Origin of the sequence: Vibrio sp. 10N.247.311.51 (assembly GCF_041467855.1) — a bacterium.
Taxonomy (GTDB): Bacteria; Pseudomonadota; Gammaproteobacteria; order Enterobacterales; family Vibrionaceae; genus Vibrio; species Vibrio coralliirubri.
Genome location: NZ_JBFSVK010000017.1, coordinates 1 through 16,753 on the forward strand (window position 1 = coordinate 1; position 16,753 = coordinate 16,753).

Here is a 16,753-nt window from a genome sequence, read left to right on the forward strand (position 1 = left end):
GCAACCTTGCCAAGGTTGAGGTCATCGGTTCGAACCCGATGTATCGCTCCAAATTAAGAAGCCCGAACAGAAATGTTCGGGCTTTTTGGTTTCTGGCGTTTCGCTTTTACGTTTAAGAACTCTTCTTGTTCGAATCCGCACTAAAAATTCATTTTTATTCTTGCCACAAAATTTCGCAATCAAGTTCGTTTTTAAAAGTGAGATTCCCTATGAACTCGTTCCTCGTGCTAGGGAATGACGTAGACGCGGACAGATGATTAACTTTCGATTCCTTTATCTGTGTAGTGAACTCTGTTGGTTTCAGTGTGAGATTCCCTATGAACTCGTTCCTCGCTCTAGGGAGTGACGCCATGACCTCAAAGCTTCTCTAGCAACGTTTATAACCCTACGTCGTCATCCTCGGGCGTGAGGAACGAGCGAACCGGGGATCTCTTTCCAAAACGATAGTATTGATGATATTTGCAGCAATTCCTTAGCCGTCGCTGCTATTTATCAAGCTATTATTAAAAACTATTGATCGTTCATTTCACTTTATGTTACTTTCCCGCGCAATCTCGGAATGAACAATGTTCAAGAAGAGCAACGATTGCTTCTGGGGGATACGCGTAGTGACCATTCTTGCTGATTGGGACATTACGTAGGGTAGGTATTGGCTAGTCCTTTAGCTGATAGACGGGATACTTATGGCGCAGTTCGCCATGTTAATGGGAAACCCAACATTGAACACACTAATTACAACATTGCTAATCAGCTCTGCATTTCCAAAGGGACCAGCTCCTCATAGCTGCCCGATCCTGCAAAAATGTCCAATTCTTCAAAACAGTAGCATTACTGAACCTTGAGCTCACGCTAACAATTTATCGCTGTCTTAAGACGGCTTAATTTCGTATTTGTCATTTGACTTATGCGAGCGTACAGCTATATCTCATTTCTAGACAATACGTGTACTTCACTATGAACTCTCTCCAAATTTAACGAGAGTTGGTGGGTAATTGCGTCTGATGGAAGTGAGTATGAACACATTCAAGGGGACTTTTATGACTACCGCCTTTGAAGTCGATATTAATACTATCGCAAATTCATTTTCAACTATGGTTCCTATTTTAGAGGGAACGTACGACCTAACACCTGACGCTATTTTGCTAGAGCAAGAACAGCATGAGTCGGATGTTCGCTCTTACCCAAGACGCTTACCTATTGCTATTAAACGAGCATGTGGCGCTTTAGTTGAAGATACTCGTGGCCAACTCTTTCTCGATTGCTTAGCCGGTGCAGGTACACTTTCTTTGGGTTACAACCACCCTGAGATTAACCAAGCACTTAAAGACCAACTCGATTCTGGTTTGCCATACCAAACACTTGATATAACGACTCAAGCAAAAGAGACGTTTATCAAGCGAGTTAAAGCTTTTCTTCCTCAAGACTTTTCAAATAACTCGGTTCTTCAATTTTGTGGCCCGTCGGGTGCTGACGCTGTGGAAGCGGCGATCAAGCTTGCTAAGCAAACCACAGGTCGCAACACCATGTTTGCTTTCCGTGGTGCTTACCATGGTATGACCAACGGCACTATGGGCATGATGGGTAACCTCGGCACTAAAGAACGTCGTAGCGGTTTGATGTCTGACGTACATTTCATGCCTTTCCCATACAACCTACGCTGCCCGTTTGGCATTGGTGGTGAAGCGGGTGCTAACGCAAGCATTCGTTACATCGAGCGTATGTTGAACGATGACGAGTCTGGCATCATGAAACCAGCAGCGATGATCGTTGAACCTGTGCAAGGTGAGGGCGGTGTGATTCCTGCTCCAGCATCTTGGTTACAAGGCCTACGTCGCATCTGTGACGAGCACGGTATCCTACTGATTTTTGATGAAATTCAGTGTGGTGTGGGTAAAACGGGTCATCGATTTGCGTTTGAAGAGTCAGGCGTTAACCCTGATATCTTATGCTTGTCTAAAGCGATTGGTGGCGGACTGCCTATGTCGCTGCTTGTGTTCGATAAGAGCATTGATACATGGAAAGCGGGTGAGCACACCGGTACATTCCGTGGTAACCAATTAGCAATGGTCTCTGGCGCTAAGGCGTTGGAGATCATCGAACGAGATGGCTTAGTTGAGCACGCGAACATCGCAGGCCAATATTTACGTCACGGGCTTGAGAAGATTCAATCACGCGTTAGCTGTATTGCTGAAGTTCGTGGTAAAGGCCTGATGCTCGGTGCTGAGATCAAACAACCAAATGGTGAGCTTAACAAGTTTGGCGAACCACAATCAGACGGCGAGTTAACCCTAGCGATTCAACGAGCAGCGTTAGAGCGTGGCTTGATGGTTGAAAAGGGTGGTCGTGATGGCTCGGTCATTCGTTTCCTTCCGCCAATGATTATCTCTTTTGAGCAGATTGACTTTGCACTCCGCGTCATGGAAGAAGCGATCATCGCAGCTGGTGGTGGCTTACAACAAGACCCAGCTTCAAGCGAACAAGCAAACCAAGAATGGAACAAGCATTTCATCCAGACAGGTTTAGGCGGTAGCGACGAATTTGCTAACGTGATGAACCAAACTACTCAAGCGATGAAAGCGGTTTTTGAACAGGTTGAAACCCCTTATTCGGGTTTAGATCCAAAAGTGCTAGAAGCAGCTATCAATGCTGTCGACCTTGATAACAATCAACACGCTTTGGTTGATGTTGTAGATAGTACTGCAGACCTTGTCGCTGCAAACTCCATCTTCGTGCAACACCCAGATTGCATTGCACACCTTCACACTCCTCCTCTTATGGCTTCGGTAGCAGCGGAATCGATTATCGCGGCGTTGAATCAATCAATGGATTCATGGGACCAAGCATCGGCTGCGACTTATGTTGAGCAGCGCGTTGTGGATTGGATGTGTGACAAATACCAACTTGGCGCACAAGCTGACGGTGTTTTCACTAGCGGAGGCACGCAAAGTAACCTAATGGGTTTATTGCTTGCGAGAGACTGGGTTGCGGATAAGCACAATGGGCATTCTATCCAAAAGCTTGGCTTACCAGAATACGCGAGCAAGCTGCGTATCTTATGTTCAAAGAAATCTCACTTCACGGTTCAAAAGTCAGCCTCTCTACTAGGGCTAGGCGAAGCGGCAGTGTGCTGTGTTGATACCAATGCAAACGGCACTATCAAGCCTGACTTGCTAGACGCAGAAGTGAAAGCGCTTAAAGCACAAGGGTTGATTCCTTTTGCTGTTGTCGGTACTGCGGGTACAACCGATCACGGTGCAATTGATGACCTTGAAGCGATTGCTGACATCGCAAACCAACAAGATCTTTGGTTCCATGTCGACAGTGCTTACGGTGGCGCGCTTATTTTAAGTAGCCATAAAGCTCGCCTGAAAGGCATCGAGAAAGCGGATTCAGTGAGCGTTGATTTCCACAAGTTGTTCTTTCAAACAATCAGCTGTGGTGCTGTGTTGCTGAAAGACAAAGCGAACTTTAAGTTCCTACTGCATCACGCAGACTATTTGAATCGCGAGCACGATGAGCTGCCAAATCTTGTCGATAAGTCTATTGCGACCACCAAGCGTTTTGATGCATTGAAAGTCTTCATGACGATGCAAAGCGTTGGGCCAAAGCAGCTGGGTGATATGTACGATCATCTCCTAGAGCAGACGCTTCAAGTTGCAGACCTAATTCAAAACCAAGACGATTTTGAACTGCTTTCTGAGCCGTCACTGTCTACTGTGCTGTTCCGTTCGGTGCCTAGCAATGGGCAATCAGCAAACGGTGAGCTAGATTTAGATAAACTGAATCAAAGGTTAAGACTGGAAGCACTGACTCGTGGTGTTGCCGTGCTTGGCGAAACGGTCGTCGACGGTAAAAGCGCGCTGAAATTCACTATCTTGAATCCGTGCTTAACGACATCAGATTTCAAATCTCTAATTAACAAAATTCAAACTCTAGCCACTGAGCTAGCAGAACAACAAGGGTAATTAATACTATGGCTATTCTACAAATTGGTGCAGGCGGCGTTGGTTGGGTTGTTGCACACAAAGCAGCACAAAATAACGAAGTACTGGGTGATATCACAATCGCTTCTCGCACAATCGCGAAGTGTGAAAAAATCATCGAATCTATCAAGGGCAAAAACAACCTTAAAGACTCAACTAAGAAGCTAGAAGCACGTTCAGTAGACGCTGATGATGTTGATGCGCTTGTTGCTTTGATTAAAGAAGTTCAGCCGGATCTAGTGATCAACGCTGGTCCTCCTTGGGTAAACATGGCAATCATGGAAGCATGTTACCAATCTAAAGTCTCTTACCTAGATACATCGGTAGCGGTTGACCTATGTTCTGAAGGCCAACAAGTACCACAAGCTTACGATTGGCAGTGGGGCTATCGTGAGAAGTTCGCAGAAGCGGGCATCACAGGTATTCTTGGTGCTGGTTTCGATCCAGGTGTGGTATCAATCTTTGCTGCGTACGCGGTTAAGCACTTGTTTGATGAGATTGACTCAATTGATGTAATGGACGTGAATGCTGGCGACCACGGCAAGAAGTTTGCGACAAACTTTGACCCAGAAACCAACATGCTTGAGATCCAAGGCGATTCTTTCTACTGGGAAAATGAAGAGTGGAAACAAGTACCTTGTCACTCTCGTATGCTTGAGTTTGAATTCCCGAACTGTGGTTCTCACAAAGTTTACTCAATGGCGCACGATGAAGTTCGTTCAATGAAAGAGTTCATCCCAGCTAAGCGTATCGAATTTTGGATGGGCTTTGGTGATGCATACTTGAACTACTTCAACTGCATGCGTGATATCGGTCTTCTTAGCCCAGATCCGCTAACACTGCACGATGGCACTGTGGTTCAGCCTCTGCATGTTCTTAAAGCACTACTGCCAGATCCAACCTCTCTGGCTCCGGGTTACACAGGTTTAACGTGTATCGGTACTTGGGTTCAAGGTAAGAAAGACGGTAAAGAGCGCAGCGTATTCATCTACAATAACGCAGACCACGAAGTGGCTTACGAAGACGTAGAACACCAAGCGATCTCTTACACTACAGGTGTTCCAGCAATTACCGCTGCACTTCAGTTCTTCCGTGGCGAATGGGCTGATAAAGGCGTGTTCAACATGGAACAGCTAAACCCAGACCCGTTCCTAGCAACGATGCCGGAAATCGGTCTAGATTGGCACGTTCAAGAGCTAGAGCCTACAGCCGGTCTACCTCTGATCCACACTTTGAAATAATTTCTGGCTCTTTGCCCTCGTTGCGTTGTCCATCGTGCTCATTTACGTTTGTAAACTCCGCGCGATGTCCTAGCGACAAGGGCAAAGCTCTGCGAATTCCATTCAAAGTCATATGATTGACGAGAACGTATAATTACAAGCCGATGCTGTTGCGTCGGCTTTGTTCGATTATCATGTGCCTTCGTGAACTCGATGGCCGCAAGGTATTAACATGCAAAACAACGAACTAAAAACGCCTTATTTCATGATCAACGAAGATAAGTTGATCGCGAATTTAGAGATAGCTAAGCAGCTGAAAGAGATTTCAGGTGTGAAGTTGGTATTGGCACTGAAGTGTTTTTCGACATGGGGTGTGTTTGACATCATCAAGCCTTACCTCGATGGCACGACAAGCTCTGGTCCATACGAAGTGAAGCTTGGCCACGAAACCTTTGGTGGTGAGACGCACGCTTACAGTGTCGGTTACAGCGAAGATGACGTGAGAGAAGTTGCTGATATCTGTGACAAGATGATCTTCAACTCTCAAAGCCAACTTGCCGCTTACCGCCATATTGTTGAAGGTAAAGCTTCACTGGGTTTACGTTTAAATCCGGGCGTGAGCTACGCAGGACAAGACTTGGCTAATCCAGCACGTCAATTCTCGCGTTTGGGCGTGCAAGCTGACCACATCAAACCAGAAATTTTCGATGAGATTAATGGTGTGATGTTCCACATGAACTGTGAGAACAAAGACGTCGATGCATTTATCGGCCTGCTTGATTCAATCTCAGAACAATTTGGTGAGCACTTAGATAAATTGGATTGGGTGAGTATGGGCGGTGGTGTGTTCTTCACATGGCCTGGCTATGACATTGAAAAGCTTGGTCTTGCACTGAAAGCCTTCTCTGAGAAACACGGCGTGCAGATGTACCTTGAGCCGGGCGAAGCCATCATTACTAAGACAACTGACTTAGTTGTGACTGTGGTTGATATCGTTGAGAATGTGAAGAAAACGGCAATTGTTGATTCAGCAACCGAAGCTCATCGCCTTGATACGCTTATTTACAATGAGCCAGCATCAGTATTGGAAGCTTCTGAAAACGGCGAACATGATTATGTGATTGGCTCATGTTCATGCCTTGCGGGCGATCAGTTCTGCGAAGCGAGCTTTGATGAGCCACTTAAGATTGGTCAAAAGTTACACCTGTTAGACAGTGCAGGCTACACCATGGTGAAACTGAACTGGTTCAATGGCCTTAAAATGCCATCAATCTACTGCGAACGTAGCAGTGGTGAAGTTCAGAAGCTAAACGAATTCGGCTATGAAGACTTCAAACGCTCATTATCACAATGGTCAGTTAATTAACTGAATCACAAGTTCAGAGCAATAAAAAGAGCAGCCAATGAGCTGCTCTTTTTTGTTCTTCAATTTTGTTTATTTAGCTTTCAATCATCACTCGAGTATCTTCACTGAGCGTTTCGAGTTCATTAACTACGTCGTCGATCTGTACTTCGATTGGCAGTTTAACGGCGATTTTTGATGTGAATAGGCTTGAGCTAACGCCACCGCCACCTGCGATAAAGACACGATGACAGTCCATATCGAGAATGCTGATCCCTTGTCTATCCAATACATGGGTCACTTCGTTGACGATGCCTGCTCGGTCGTTAGAGTCGAGTCTTAAGTGATGGACTGTGTCTTGAACATTGTGCGTATGATCGGAATCGACAAACTGCACGATGAGATCTGGATTGGCGCTAAACGCTTCTTTGACAATCGATTCGTTGATGGCTGGAAGTTGAACCTTTAGTACGCCTGCGACTTGGTCTTCAATAAAGTTCACTTTACTGATGAGCCATTTGCCGTCGTTTTCGTGAGTAACCGCAGCAAGCTGTTTGATTGTTGCTGGTGATGCTTTTCCGATAAAGTTTACGATAAATGTACTGTTCATATCAGCCCCCAAGGTTTCAATTATTCTTAGCTAATTAAATGTTTGATATCACGCGATAAAGTTCTTTAATTTCAGTGTAGAAGGTTACATCGAACAATGTTTGACCTAGGTCAATTTTTGAAACTAAGCTTCGATGCAAAAAAAGAGAATGAAGAGTAGGGCACAAAAAAAGCGGCTAGAGAGCCGCTTTTTAGAAGAGTTGTCACTGTGATTGATGATCCAGCAACTTGTATTGAGTAGTACTAGAGACGAATTAGAACGTTACTTTGAAGTTCATACCAACAAACTGAGAGTCATATGGTGCGCCAGCATCGTAAGCAAAACGTGCTGCGTCTTGGTTATCCCACCAAGGGTTAGTATTCAGGTTCACTTCTGCATCACCGCCCCATGCGTCACTTACCCAGTAGTGAATGTGTCCAACAGGGTTAAGGAAGAATAGCGACACATCACCCATGGTTTGAGAGCCCATCACTTCGCCACCTGAAGCAATGATATCTTGCTCTGCTTCTAGCATCATTTCACCGACAACCGCACCGAAGAAAGGTGTGATGAAGAGATCTTGCCATGAAGGTACTTCAGCAAACGCTTCTACGCCGTATTCCCAGAAGAACGTCGACATAGTCCAAGAGTATAAGAATGACTCAAACTCGTCGTAACCTGCGTGTCGAGCTGCGGTGTAGTAAACACCACCAAAATATGGGTGCATTACGTAGTTTAGGAAGTGTTCGTCACGGTCCCATACTGGGCCTTCAGAAACGTTATCTTTCCACTTTTTACCTAATGAACTGATATCACGTTGGTCATCATCCCACTTAGTAATACTTTCAGGGAGTAGAGTCATTAGACCCACTGTCGCGACACTTAAGCCAAGAATGGTGTAGGTTTGACCCATTAGGTAATCCCAATCTTTCTCCTGGCTCACCAACATGTGTTTTGGTTGTTGGATTGTGAAGTCGTACTCATCACTCGATTCGCTCAGTGCGTAATTGGTACTAGGCTTGTAGGTGTACAAGTTGTCATTAAAACAGTAATCTTGAGCACATTCATCCGAGTAAGAAAGGTTGATTGGCTGGTCGAAGTCGTATTGGCTTGCAACCGAGTTAACTGACATTAGCATTGAAAATGCGGCAGTAACCTTTGCTAGTAACGGTGATTTGGCCACAAGGGTCTCCATGAGAAAGTTTGGAATTGATCAGGGTCACAATTATCTATTAAATGCCTGATTTAGGGAACTAATAATTTATAGCTTTTCCTAAGAAAACCTTAGGTTTAACATTATTAATATTAGTGAAAAGGCGAATTGCTCCAAATTCAACCATAGACCAGTTTGTAAATAATGCAGTGTCTTTTTATGACAACAAGGGATAGAAATATGACGAAAATCGCAATGTTAAGCACAGGTGAAGAAGTTCTTCATGGAGACATTGTAGATACAAACGCAGCTTGGATGTCTGCTGAGTTTTATCAGCATGGTTTTGCTCTTGCTAAGCGCTCAACCGTGGGTGATCAAATGAATGCTCTTGTTGAAGAACTGCTGATGCTGAGCTTTAACTATGATGTGGTTATCGTTAATGGTGGTTTAGGCCCGACAACCGATGATATGAGTGCTGCAGCCGCTGCAGCTGCTTCCGAGCAAAAGCTCGTCATGTTCCCTGAATGGCTTGCTCGTATGGAAGAGATGTTCTCTGGACGTGGCATGCCGATGCCTGACAGCAACCTTAAACAAGCTTTGTTACCTGCGAGTTCAGAGATCGTCGATAACCCTGTGGGGACGGCTTGTGGCTTCAAACTGAAAATCAACGATGCGACTTTCTATTTCACGCCGGGTGTACCGAGTGAGTTCAAACGTATGGTGACGTTTGAGATTCTTCCTGACTTGTCGCGCACCTACCCTCAAGTGGTTGCGTCTGAATGCAGTCGACTGTTTACGTTTGGTTTGTCTGAATCCGGTATCTCTGATGTTTTGGACCAATTAAAGCTGCCAGAAGGTTATGAACTTGGTTACCGCTCTTATCTGCCGTTCATTGAGGTCAAACTGTTTGGTCCTAAGGCAGACTTAGAAACTCGCGTTAAGCTTCTGCAGATGGTTTACAAGCTGCTAGAGAGTAATGTCGTTAGTGTTGATGAGCCGATGATTGACCATATTGGACACATCATGGCGGAAAAAAAGAAGACGTTATCTGTGTCTGAAGTGTCGACCAAAGGTTCACTGTCAGCGTGGCTGCAATTGAATGAGCAGATAGAAGATTGCTTCGGACACTCATGGGTGATGGCTGAGCCAAAAGAGAGCGAACTTGAAAAGAGCGATCCATTAGCCGCGACCTTTGCGCTGGCTGGAGCAACAAGAGAGAAGTGCGGAACTGAATTGGCTTTGGTGACTGGTAAGCTGGAAGGCAACACATTCAGCGTTGCATTGTCGACTGAAGCAGGCGAGTGGGGGCAGGTACTTGAGTTTTATCGTCAGTACTCGCGTGAAGACCAACGCAACGTGATTAAGACCGTTGCCGCCGATATGCTGAGAAGGCATTTAGACAACAAACCGATGTTTGGTACTTATTCTTCGGTTAAGCGATTAAAAGACATGTTTATTCCAGCGGCTATCATTAAGTAGCTATGTAAGCTAACGATGTAAGCGAACTCGCTAAGTCTGTATTAAAAACGCTAGACAAAACGAAATAAAAAGGCCCAACATCTAAATAGGTGTTGGGCCTTTTGTTTATCTAGCCTTCTAGATAACCAAACAAGCAGCGATGTTTACACGCAACTCATGTCTGTAAGAACTCGATTACAAACCGCTTGTCATATGTAGGCTGTAGAACAAACCACGGCCGATTAACTCTGAAGCCAAGAACAATACTAGTGCTAAGCCAAGGTTAACTGGGTTCACTTTTGCTTTGTTCAGCATAGGTAGAATCCAAATCAACAAGCTTGCCATTAGCAGTGCCACTTGAAGAATCACATAGCTACCTAAACCATCGACTAACTCAGACGCTTTTGCCGCTGAAGTTTGGATGTCACCGATTAGGTTCAGTTTTCCTACTGTCACAAGCAAGCTGATAGCAACAGCGATAACAGCCAGCATGGTGATGTTACGGTCAACCGTAAAGCGGCTGTCGTTTGCGAATACAATCACGAATTGAGATAACAGCAAGCCACCCACCACCATCGTCATGATGAAGCTCAGTGGTGTGTAAATGTTGTCCCACGTAGGTACTGTGTTGATCATGTATACGTTGATCATCGCGTACATGAAGATAACACCCAGTACCATTGCGCCAACCATCAGTGCTTTCTGGATAGCTACGCCACCTTTCTTAAGCACAGACAATAGCCATTGTAGGCCACCGACAGCGAAGAATGCCGCACCGAAGAACACTTCGTTAGACAACCAAGCCGAACCTAGCTGATTAAAAGCGTTAAACGCGCGCAGTGGAGAGCCAAGGTGCGTTGTCGAGAACATGAAGCCAAGCCCCATCAGTGCCCATAGGATGAACATTGGAACCTTGTAGCTGTTCAGCTTCTCTTCGTCATGACCAAGTACCAGTGCACGTGCGCCAATCAGTAAGTAACCACCAACCGCAGTTTGCGCTAGCACCGTAAAGAAGATTAAAGACCACTCATGAAAAATCATCTTACACCTCCTTCGGGTTTGCTAGGTGACCACTGGTATCGCCAGTCGGTTTCGCGTTTTTGTTCAGCTTAATCACGATGTTCGGTAGCGTTTCTGTTGAAGATGGCAGTGGAGCCACATCCGCACCAGAGCCGTACTTCTCGCGAAGTGTATTGATTTCACCAAACTCCAATGCACGAAGTGGGCAAGACTCAACACAGATAGGCTGTTTGCCTTCAGAAACACGCTGGTAACAACCATCGCATTTCGTCATGTGACCTTTCTTAGCATTGTATTGTGGTGCGCCGTAAGGGCACGCATTGCTACAGTGCTGACAACCAATACATACGCTCTCATCAACCACAACCAAACCGTCTTCATCACGTTTGTGCATTGCGCCCGAAGGACACACTTTCACACACGCTGGATTAGTACAGTGGTTACAAGCGATAGAAAGGTAGTAAGAAAAGACATCTTTCTGAACCCAGGTATCGCCATCTTGAGTGAAGCCACCACCGGCATATTCGTATACGCGACGGTAGTTCGTTTTGATGTCTAGATCGTTATAATCTTTACAAGCAAGCTGACAGGTTTTACAACCCGTGCATTTACTTGAATCAATGTAAAAGCCGTACTGTTTCATTCCAACCTACCTTATGCTTTCTTTAGCGCTTTGATTTGAACTAGGTTTGTATGCTGAGGGTTACCCTTAGCAAGTGGGCTCGGGCGCTGAGTGGTCAGCACGTTGATAGAGCCTGCATGGTCGATCTTCTGACCATCCGGTGCATACCATGCACCTTCGCCTAGTGCGACAACTCGAGGAAGAATCCTAGGTGTCACTTTCGCTGGAATATGTACTTCGCCACGGTCGTTGAAAATACTCACCATGTCTCCGCTTTCAATACCACGTTCTTTTGCATCGATTGGATTGATCCACAACTCTTGCGGCGCTGCTGCTTTGATTTCTGCAACGTTGCCGTAAGTTGAGTGAGTACGAGCCTTGTAGTGGAAACCGGTTAGCTGAAGTGGGTACTTCTCTGCTAGTGGATCGTTATGACCTTCAAAAGAGTCCGCGTAAACCGGAAGTGGGTGAATCACTTCGTCTTCTTTCAGCTTCCAAGTCTTCGCGATATCAGCCAGTTGCTCTGAGTAGATCTCAATCTTGCCACTTGGTGTAGTCAGTGGGTTCGCTTCAGGATCTTTGCGGAAGTCTTCGTAAGCGATGTAGTGGTGGTCGTAGCTACGTTTGTAGATACCCAGCTCTTTCATCTCTTCGAAGGTTGGCAGTGTTGGATCGTTCTTACGAGTTTCTGCGTAAAGGTGCTCAATCCATTGCTCTTGAGTACGGCCTTCGGTGAACTCTTTTTCTACGCCCATGCGCTTCGCAAGCTGAGTACACATCTCGTAGATAGATTTGGCTTCAAACTGAGGCTCAATCGCTTTCTGCGCGTAGATGAAGTAAGGCATGTTCGCCGCTTTACCGTCCATACACCAGTCGTCTTGCTCAGACGTTGTTAAGTCTGGCAGGATGATATCGGCGTATTTCGCTGAAGAAGTCATATGGTTATCAACCACGACAATCATTTCACACGCACTTTCATCTTGAAGAATCGCGTGAGTCTTGTTGATGTCTGAGTGTTGGTTGATGATGCAGTTACCTGCGTAGTTCCAGATCATCTTGATTGGATTCTTAAGGCGCTCTGCACCGCGAACACCATCAGTGATGTCGGTCATTTCATGGTGACGGTAAATCGCGTCTGTCCACATGAACATTGAAATAGACGTTTCAACTGGGTTTGGCACAGTTGGGAAGCGCACAAACGGAATGTTGATGTCACTCTCACGAGCACCTGTAGAACCACCTGATACACCCACAGAACCGGTTAGTAGCGACAGCATTGCGATTGCACGACACGCTAGCTCACCGTTCGCAGTACGTTGCAGGCCCCAGCCTTGGTGGATTGCGCACGGTTTTGCTGTGCCCATTTCACGACCAAGCTTAACGATGGTATCAACTGGAATACCCGTGATCTTAGAAGCCCACTCTGGTGTCTTCTCTACGCCATCTTCACCTAAACCTAGGATGTAAGATTTGTAGTCACTGTTTTTAGGTGCTGATGCAGGAAGGGTCTTCTCATCATAACCGACACAGTATTTGTCTAGGAACGGTTGGTCGACAAGGTCTTCCGTGATCATCACGTGTGCAAGGCCTGCGACCAATGCTGCATCTGTAGAAGGACGAATTGGAATCCATTGATCTTCACGACCACCGGCAGTATCGGTGTAGCGAGGGTCGATGATGATCGTTCTTGCGTTCGATTTGTTTTTGCTTTCTACGTAGTGGTGGATCAGACCGCCGCCAGACATACGTGTCTCAGCAGGGTTGTTACCAAATTGGATATTAAGCTTAGTGTTCTCTAGGTCAGAGAAAGAGTTGTTGTTTGCCCAACCGCCGTAGGTGTAGCTCAAGCCTTTCGCGATTTGCGCTGTTGAGTAGTCACCGTAATGGTTTAGGTAACCACCACTTAGGTTCATTAGGCGAGCAATCAGCGTTTGAGCTGGTGGCCAAGATTTAGTTACTGTACCGCCCAGCGTACCTGTACCGTAGTTTAGGTAGATAGTGTCGTTACCGTAGTCTTTGATAAGGCGTTGCATGGTGCCAGCGACTTCATCGTAAGCCTCTTCCCAGCTAATACGTTTGAATTTACCTTCACCACGTTTACCCACACGTTTCATTGGGTATTTCAGGCGATCTGGGTTGTAAACACGGCGGCGCATCGAGCGACCACGTAGACACGCACGAACTTGGTGATGACCGTATTCGTCAGTACCTGTGTTGTCGGTTTCTACGTATTTGATTTCACCGTTTTGTACATGCATACGCAGTGGGCAGCGAGAGCCACAGTTTACTGTACATGCACTCCATACGATTTTCTCTTCCACATTCTCAGCAACCGCAGCCGCTACTGGTTTGGATTTGAAAGGTAAAGCGATACCGCCCGCAAGTGCGGCTGCACTACCTACCGCCGAAGAAGCTTTCATGAAGCCTCTTCGAGTAAGATTCATTACCCCAGATTCTTTCTTATTCGTCATTCTAAGATGCCTTTTGCTATTGATAGCTAGCACTTTATAGGTAGTTTGTTCTTTATGTTTTTATTTCGGATTGTTGATTGATTGGCATCAAATAAGAGCGAAATTTAAATCTTATGAATCGAATGTATAAAATAGATCAAAGAATTAAATCGCCTTATTTATATAATTATCTTTAAACCTATAACGGTATAAATAATAATGATTATCGATACGCATAAATTATTGGGTTCGCTATTTTATCAAGCGACAAGTAAAGAACAGTTAATCACCATTGTCGAAGCTTTGGTTGAGAGCGAAGTGCTCTCTGAAGAATGCTTGCAGGCATTGATAAGTGAAGACGAAGATGCGCTCTCAGCAGAGTTCAGCCGCCTGTTTGAAGGCGTTGGAGACATGCCAGCTCCGCCGTGGGGTTCTGTGTACCTAGATAAAGACCGCGTTGTGTTCGGCGCTTCTACGGTTGAGTATCGCCAATTTTTAGAATTGAATCAGATTGAATTAGACACGGGGTTAAGAGAGCCGGAAGATCAATTTGGTTTAATGTTATTCGCTCATGCGTATTTGTTAGAAAATAACAATTTAAATTCAGCTGGTGAATTGCTCGAAGGTCACTTATTAACTTGGTCCTCTGTTTATTTAGAAAAACTAAATAAAGCATCAGAGCTATCTTTTTATAAAAAGCTATCGGTTGATGTAATAGATTGGTTTAAGTACTTAATATCTGAATATAATTTAAACGTTACTACTAAAAAGTTATATATCGACTAATGTCTGAACAAATAAATTCAAATAGACGCGGTTTCTTAACTCGACTTTCTAAACCGGTTAAAGCAGCCGCGAATTATGAAGAGATATCACAGCGCTTGCATGCAAGACCGCCAAGAGCGGTCGATGAGGTGCTGTTTGAGCGTCTTTGCGACGGTTGTGGGCTGTGTGAGCAAGCGTGTCCGAATAGCGTTATTGAGATGCTAGAGGGCAGTGCGCTGCTGAATTTGGATTACAACAGTTGTTCTATGTGTAACAAATGCACTGAAGTGTGTCCGACTGGCGCACTTCATCCAACGGTCACACCTTATATCGACCTCAAGCCGAGCTTTGCGGATAGCTGCAATAATTACATGCAAATGGACTGTTCAGCATGCCAAACTGCGTGTTCAGCAGGTGCGATACACATCGAAGTGGGAGAGTTGCCTACAGTGGACAAAGATAAGTGTAACGGCTGTGGAGAGTGCCGAAGCGCTTGTTATATTGGCTCTGTGACTCTTAACCTGACTCAGCAATAAACGTTTGGCTTTGTATGACACAAGCCAACAGGAAGACGTTGGTTGAGCGATAGACGAGTCGTCTTACGATACCTAAAGACATAAATAGAAAAGGGTCCGCATTCCTAAGGAAGCGGACCCTTTTTAATTCTTATTAAGTTATTCGAGCAAAGCGACCTAAAGCCAGTTGGCTTATGCGCGTTTTTGCTTGTTTCTATGAATAACGTTACTCAGCGATAGCTCAGTCTTTGCTTTACAGATACAAGGTAATATTTCATTACCTTGCGTGTAAGCCATAGCAAAACCAACGTACTCGACTTCACCAGAATCCAATGTACAGCGGCAAGCGCCGCAGTGGCCATCTCGGCAGTTGTATTCTGGCTCTAACCCAGCTTGTTCCATTGTTTCCAACAGAGTGTTTGAAGGGTTAGATTCAATTGAAGTCAGTTTGTTGATTTTGATTGTTGGCATTACAGCTCAAATCCTTCAAAGTCGTCAGCTTTTACTTCGTTGTCGATTTGGCCAACTAGGTAAGAACTGATTTCTGCTTCTTGTGGAGCAACTTGAACGTTATCTGAAGACAACCAAGCGTTGATCCATGGAATTGGGTTCGACGTTGCTGCTGGGTAAGCAGTACCTAAACCAACAGCCTGCATACGGATATTAGTAATGTACTCAACGTATTGGCAAAGAATGTCTTTGTTTAGACCAATCATAGAGCCATCTTTGAATAGGTATTCTGCCCACTCTTTCTCTTGCTCAGCCGCTTCTTTGAATAGGTCGAAACACTCTTGCTTACACTCTTCAGCGATCTGCATGAATTCGAAATCATCTTGACCGTTACGTAGCAAGTTGATCATGTGCTGTGTACCAGTAAGGTGAAGAGCTTCATCACGAGCGATTAGCTTGATGATCTTCGCGTTACCTTCCATTAGCTCACGCTCAGCGAATGCAAATGAACATGCGAAACTTACGTAGAAACGAATCGCTTCTAGTGCGTTTACAGACATTAGACATAGGTAAAGTTTCTTCTTCAGGTCGTGAAGTGAAATCTTAACATCTTCGCCGTTGATGCTGTGGTTGCCTTCACCGTAGCGGTGGTAGTCAGCCGTTAGCTTGATTAGGTCGTCGTAGTAGAAAGCGATATCTTTAGCACGCTTTAGAATCTCTTCGTTTTCAACGATGTCGTCGAATACTACGCCTGGATCATTCACGATGTTACGGATGATGTGCGTGTAAGAACGAGAGTGAATCGTTTCAGAGAAAGACCAAGTCTCAATCCAAGTTTCTACTTCTGGTAGAGATACCAATGGAAGTAGGGCAACGTTAGGGCTGCGGCCTTGGATTGAATCTAGAAGCGTTTGGTACTTCAAGTTAGAGATGAAGATGTGCTTTTCATGCTCAGGAAGCTTGTTGTAGTCGATACGGTCGCTAGACACGTCTACTTCTTCTGGACGCCAGAAGAAAGAAAGCTGCTTTTCGATAAGCTTTTCGAAGATTTCGAATTTCTGTTGGTCGTAACGTGCAACGTTTACCGACTGACCCAAGAACATTGGTTCTTTTAGTTGGTCATTTTTTTGCTGAGAAAAAGTACTGTAAGCCATAAATGCCTCAAATCCTTTAAAGACCCGTAATA

General features: G+C 45.2%; 13 protein-coding genes. 6 read left to right on the top strand and 7 right to left on the bottom strand.

The features are described from left to right. The first annotated feature begins 1,013 nt into the window (after nt 1-1,013). The 3 genes from AB6E85_RS15575 (at nt 1,014) to nspC (ending at nt 6,569) form a co-directional block, all read left to right on the top strand. Nucleotides 1,014-3,965 carry a pyridoxal phosphate-dependent class III aminotransferase gene (locus AB6E85_RS15575; protein WP_372143169.1) on the top strand — a complete coding sequence of 984 codons (2,952 nt, stop codon included), beginning with the start codon at nt 1,014-1,016 and terminating at the stop codon, nt 3,963-3,965. Between the two features lie 8 nt (nt 3,966-3,973). Next, nucleotides 3,974-5,224 carry a carboxynorspermidine synthase gene (locus AB6E85_RS15580; protein WP_050621275.1) on the top strand — a complete coding sequence of 417 codons (1,251 nt, stop codon included), beginning with the start codon at nt 3,974-3,976 and terminating at the stop codon, nt 5,222-5,224. A gap of 211 nt (nt 5,225-5,435) precedes the next feature. After that, nucleotides 5,436-6,569 (top strand): carboxynorspermidine decarboxylase, encoded by a 1,134-nt coding sequence (nspC, locus tag AB6E85_RS15585; protein ID WP_061038905.1) that lies wholly within the window; start codon nt 5,436-5,438, stop codon nt 6,567-6,569. A 73-nt stretch (nt 6,570-6,642) separates the two neighbouring features. On the opposite strand, the gene AB6E85_RS15590 is transcribed toward nspC, so the two are convergent. Together AB6E85_RS15590 and AB6E85_RS15595 are read right to left on the bottom strand one after the other, a co-directional pair. Further along, complete coding sequence (locus tag AB6E85_RS15590) at nt 6,643-7,155, bottom strand: glycine cleavage system protein R (protein WP_017061000.1); 513 nt, start codon at nt 7,153-7,155, stop codon at nt 6,643-6,645. A gap of 253 nt (nt 7,156-7,408) precedes the next feature. Beyond that, entirely contained in the window at nt 7,409-8,317 is a 909-nt protein-coding gene (locus AB6E85_RS15595) for a DUF3943 domain-containing protein (protein WP_048613575.1), read from the bottom strand. 210 nt (nt 8,318-8,527) lie between these two features. On the opposite strand from AB6E85_RS15595, the gene AB6E85_RS15600 reads away from it, so the two are divergent. Further along, on the top strand, nt 8,528-9,766 hold the full coding sequence (locus AB6E85_RS15600) for a CinA family nicotinamide mononucleotide deamidase-related protein (RefSeq protein WP_050621273.1): 1,239 nt from the start codon (nt 8,528-8,530) through the stop codon (nt 9,764-9,766). Between the two features lie 174 nt (nt 9,767-9,940). Here the strand turns inward: AB6E85_RS15600 and AB6E85_RS15605 are convergent, their stop codons facing one another. From AB6E85_RS15605 to AB6E85_RS15615, 3 genes are read right to left on the bottom strand one after another with little or no spacing between them, the layout of a single operon-like run. Continuing rightward, nucleotides 9,941-10,786 (bottom strand): DmsC/YnfH family molybdoenzyme membrane anchor subunit, encoded by an 846-nt coding sequence (locus tag AB6E85_RS15605; RefSeq protein WP_048613147.1) that lies wholly within the window; start codon nt 10,784-10,786, stop codon nt 9,941-9,943. A gap of 1 nt (nt 10,787) precedes the next feature. Continuing rightward, nucleotides 10,788-11,408 carry a DMSO/selenate family reductase complex B subunit gene (locus AB6E85_RS15610; RefSeq protein ID WP_004733360.1) on the bottom strand — a complete coding sequence of 207 codons (621 nt, stop codon included), beginning with the start codon at nt 11,406-11,408 and terminating at the stop codon, nt 10,788-10,790. Between the two features lie 11 nt (nt 11,409-11,419). After that, nucleotides 11,420-13,858: a DmsA/YnfE/YnfF family dimethyl sulfoxide reductase gene (locus tag AB6E85_RS15615; RefSeq protein WP_372143170.1), complete on the bottom strand. Its 2,439-nt coding sequence runs from the start codon at nt 13,856-13,858 to the stop codon at nt 11,420-11,422. A 198-nt stretch (nt 13,859-14,056) separates the two neighbouring features. On the opposite strand from AB6E85_RS15615, the gene AB6E85_RS15620 reads away from it, so the two are divergent. Together AB6E85_RS15620 and napF are read left to right on the top strand one after the other, a co-directional pair. After that, a complete protein-coding gene (locus AB6E85_RS15620; protein WP_050635173.1) occupies nt 14,057-14,623 on the top strand; it encodes a molecular chaperone in 567 nt (188 codons plus the stop codon). Continuing rightward, nucleotides 14,623-15,138 carry a ferredoxin-type protein NapF gene (napF, locus tag AB6E85_RS15625; RefSeq protein ID WP_372143171.1) on the top strand — a complete coding sequence of 172 codons (516 nt, stop codon included), beginning with the start codon at nt 14,623-14,625 and terminating at the stop codon, nt 15,136-15,138. The genes AB6E85_RS15620 and napF overlap by 1 nt, the downstream gene beginning before the upstream one ends. 171 nt (nt 15,139-15,309) lie before the next feature. Here napF and yfaE read toward each other — a convergent pair whose 3' ends face one another. After that, complete coding sequence (yfaE, locus tag AB6E85_RS15630) at nt 15,310-15,588, bottom strand: class I ribonucleotide reductase maintenance protein YfaE (RefSeq protein WP_010438115.1); 279 nt, start codon at nt 15,586-15,588, stop codon at nt 15,310-15,312. Next, on the bottom strand, nt 15,588-16,721 hold the full coding sequence (gene nrdB / locus AB6E85_RS15635; RefSeq protein ID WP_017063554.1) for a class Ia ribonucleoside-diphosphate reductase subunit beta: 1,134 nt from the start codon (nt 16,719-16,721) through the stop codon (nt 15,588-15,590). The genes yfaE and nrdB overlap by 1 nt, the downstream gene beginning before the upstream one ends. Nucleotides 16,722-16,753: the final 32 nt, after the last annotated feature.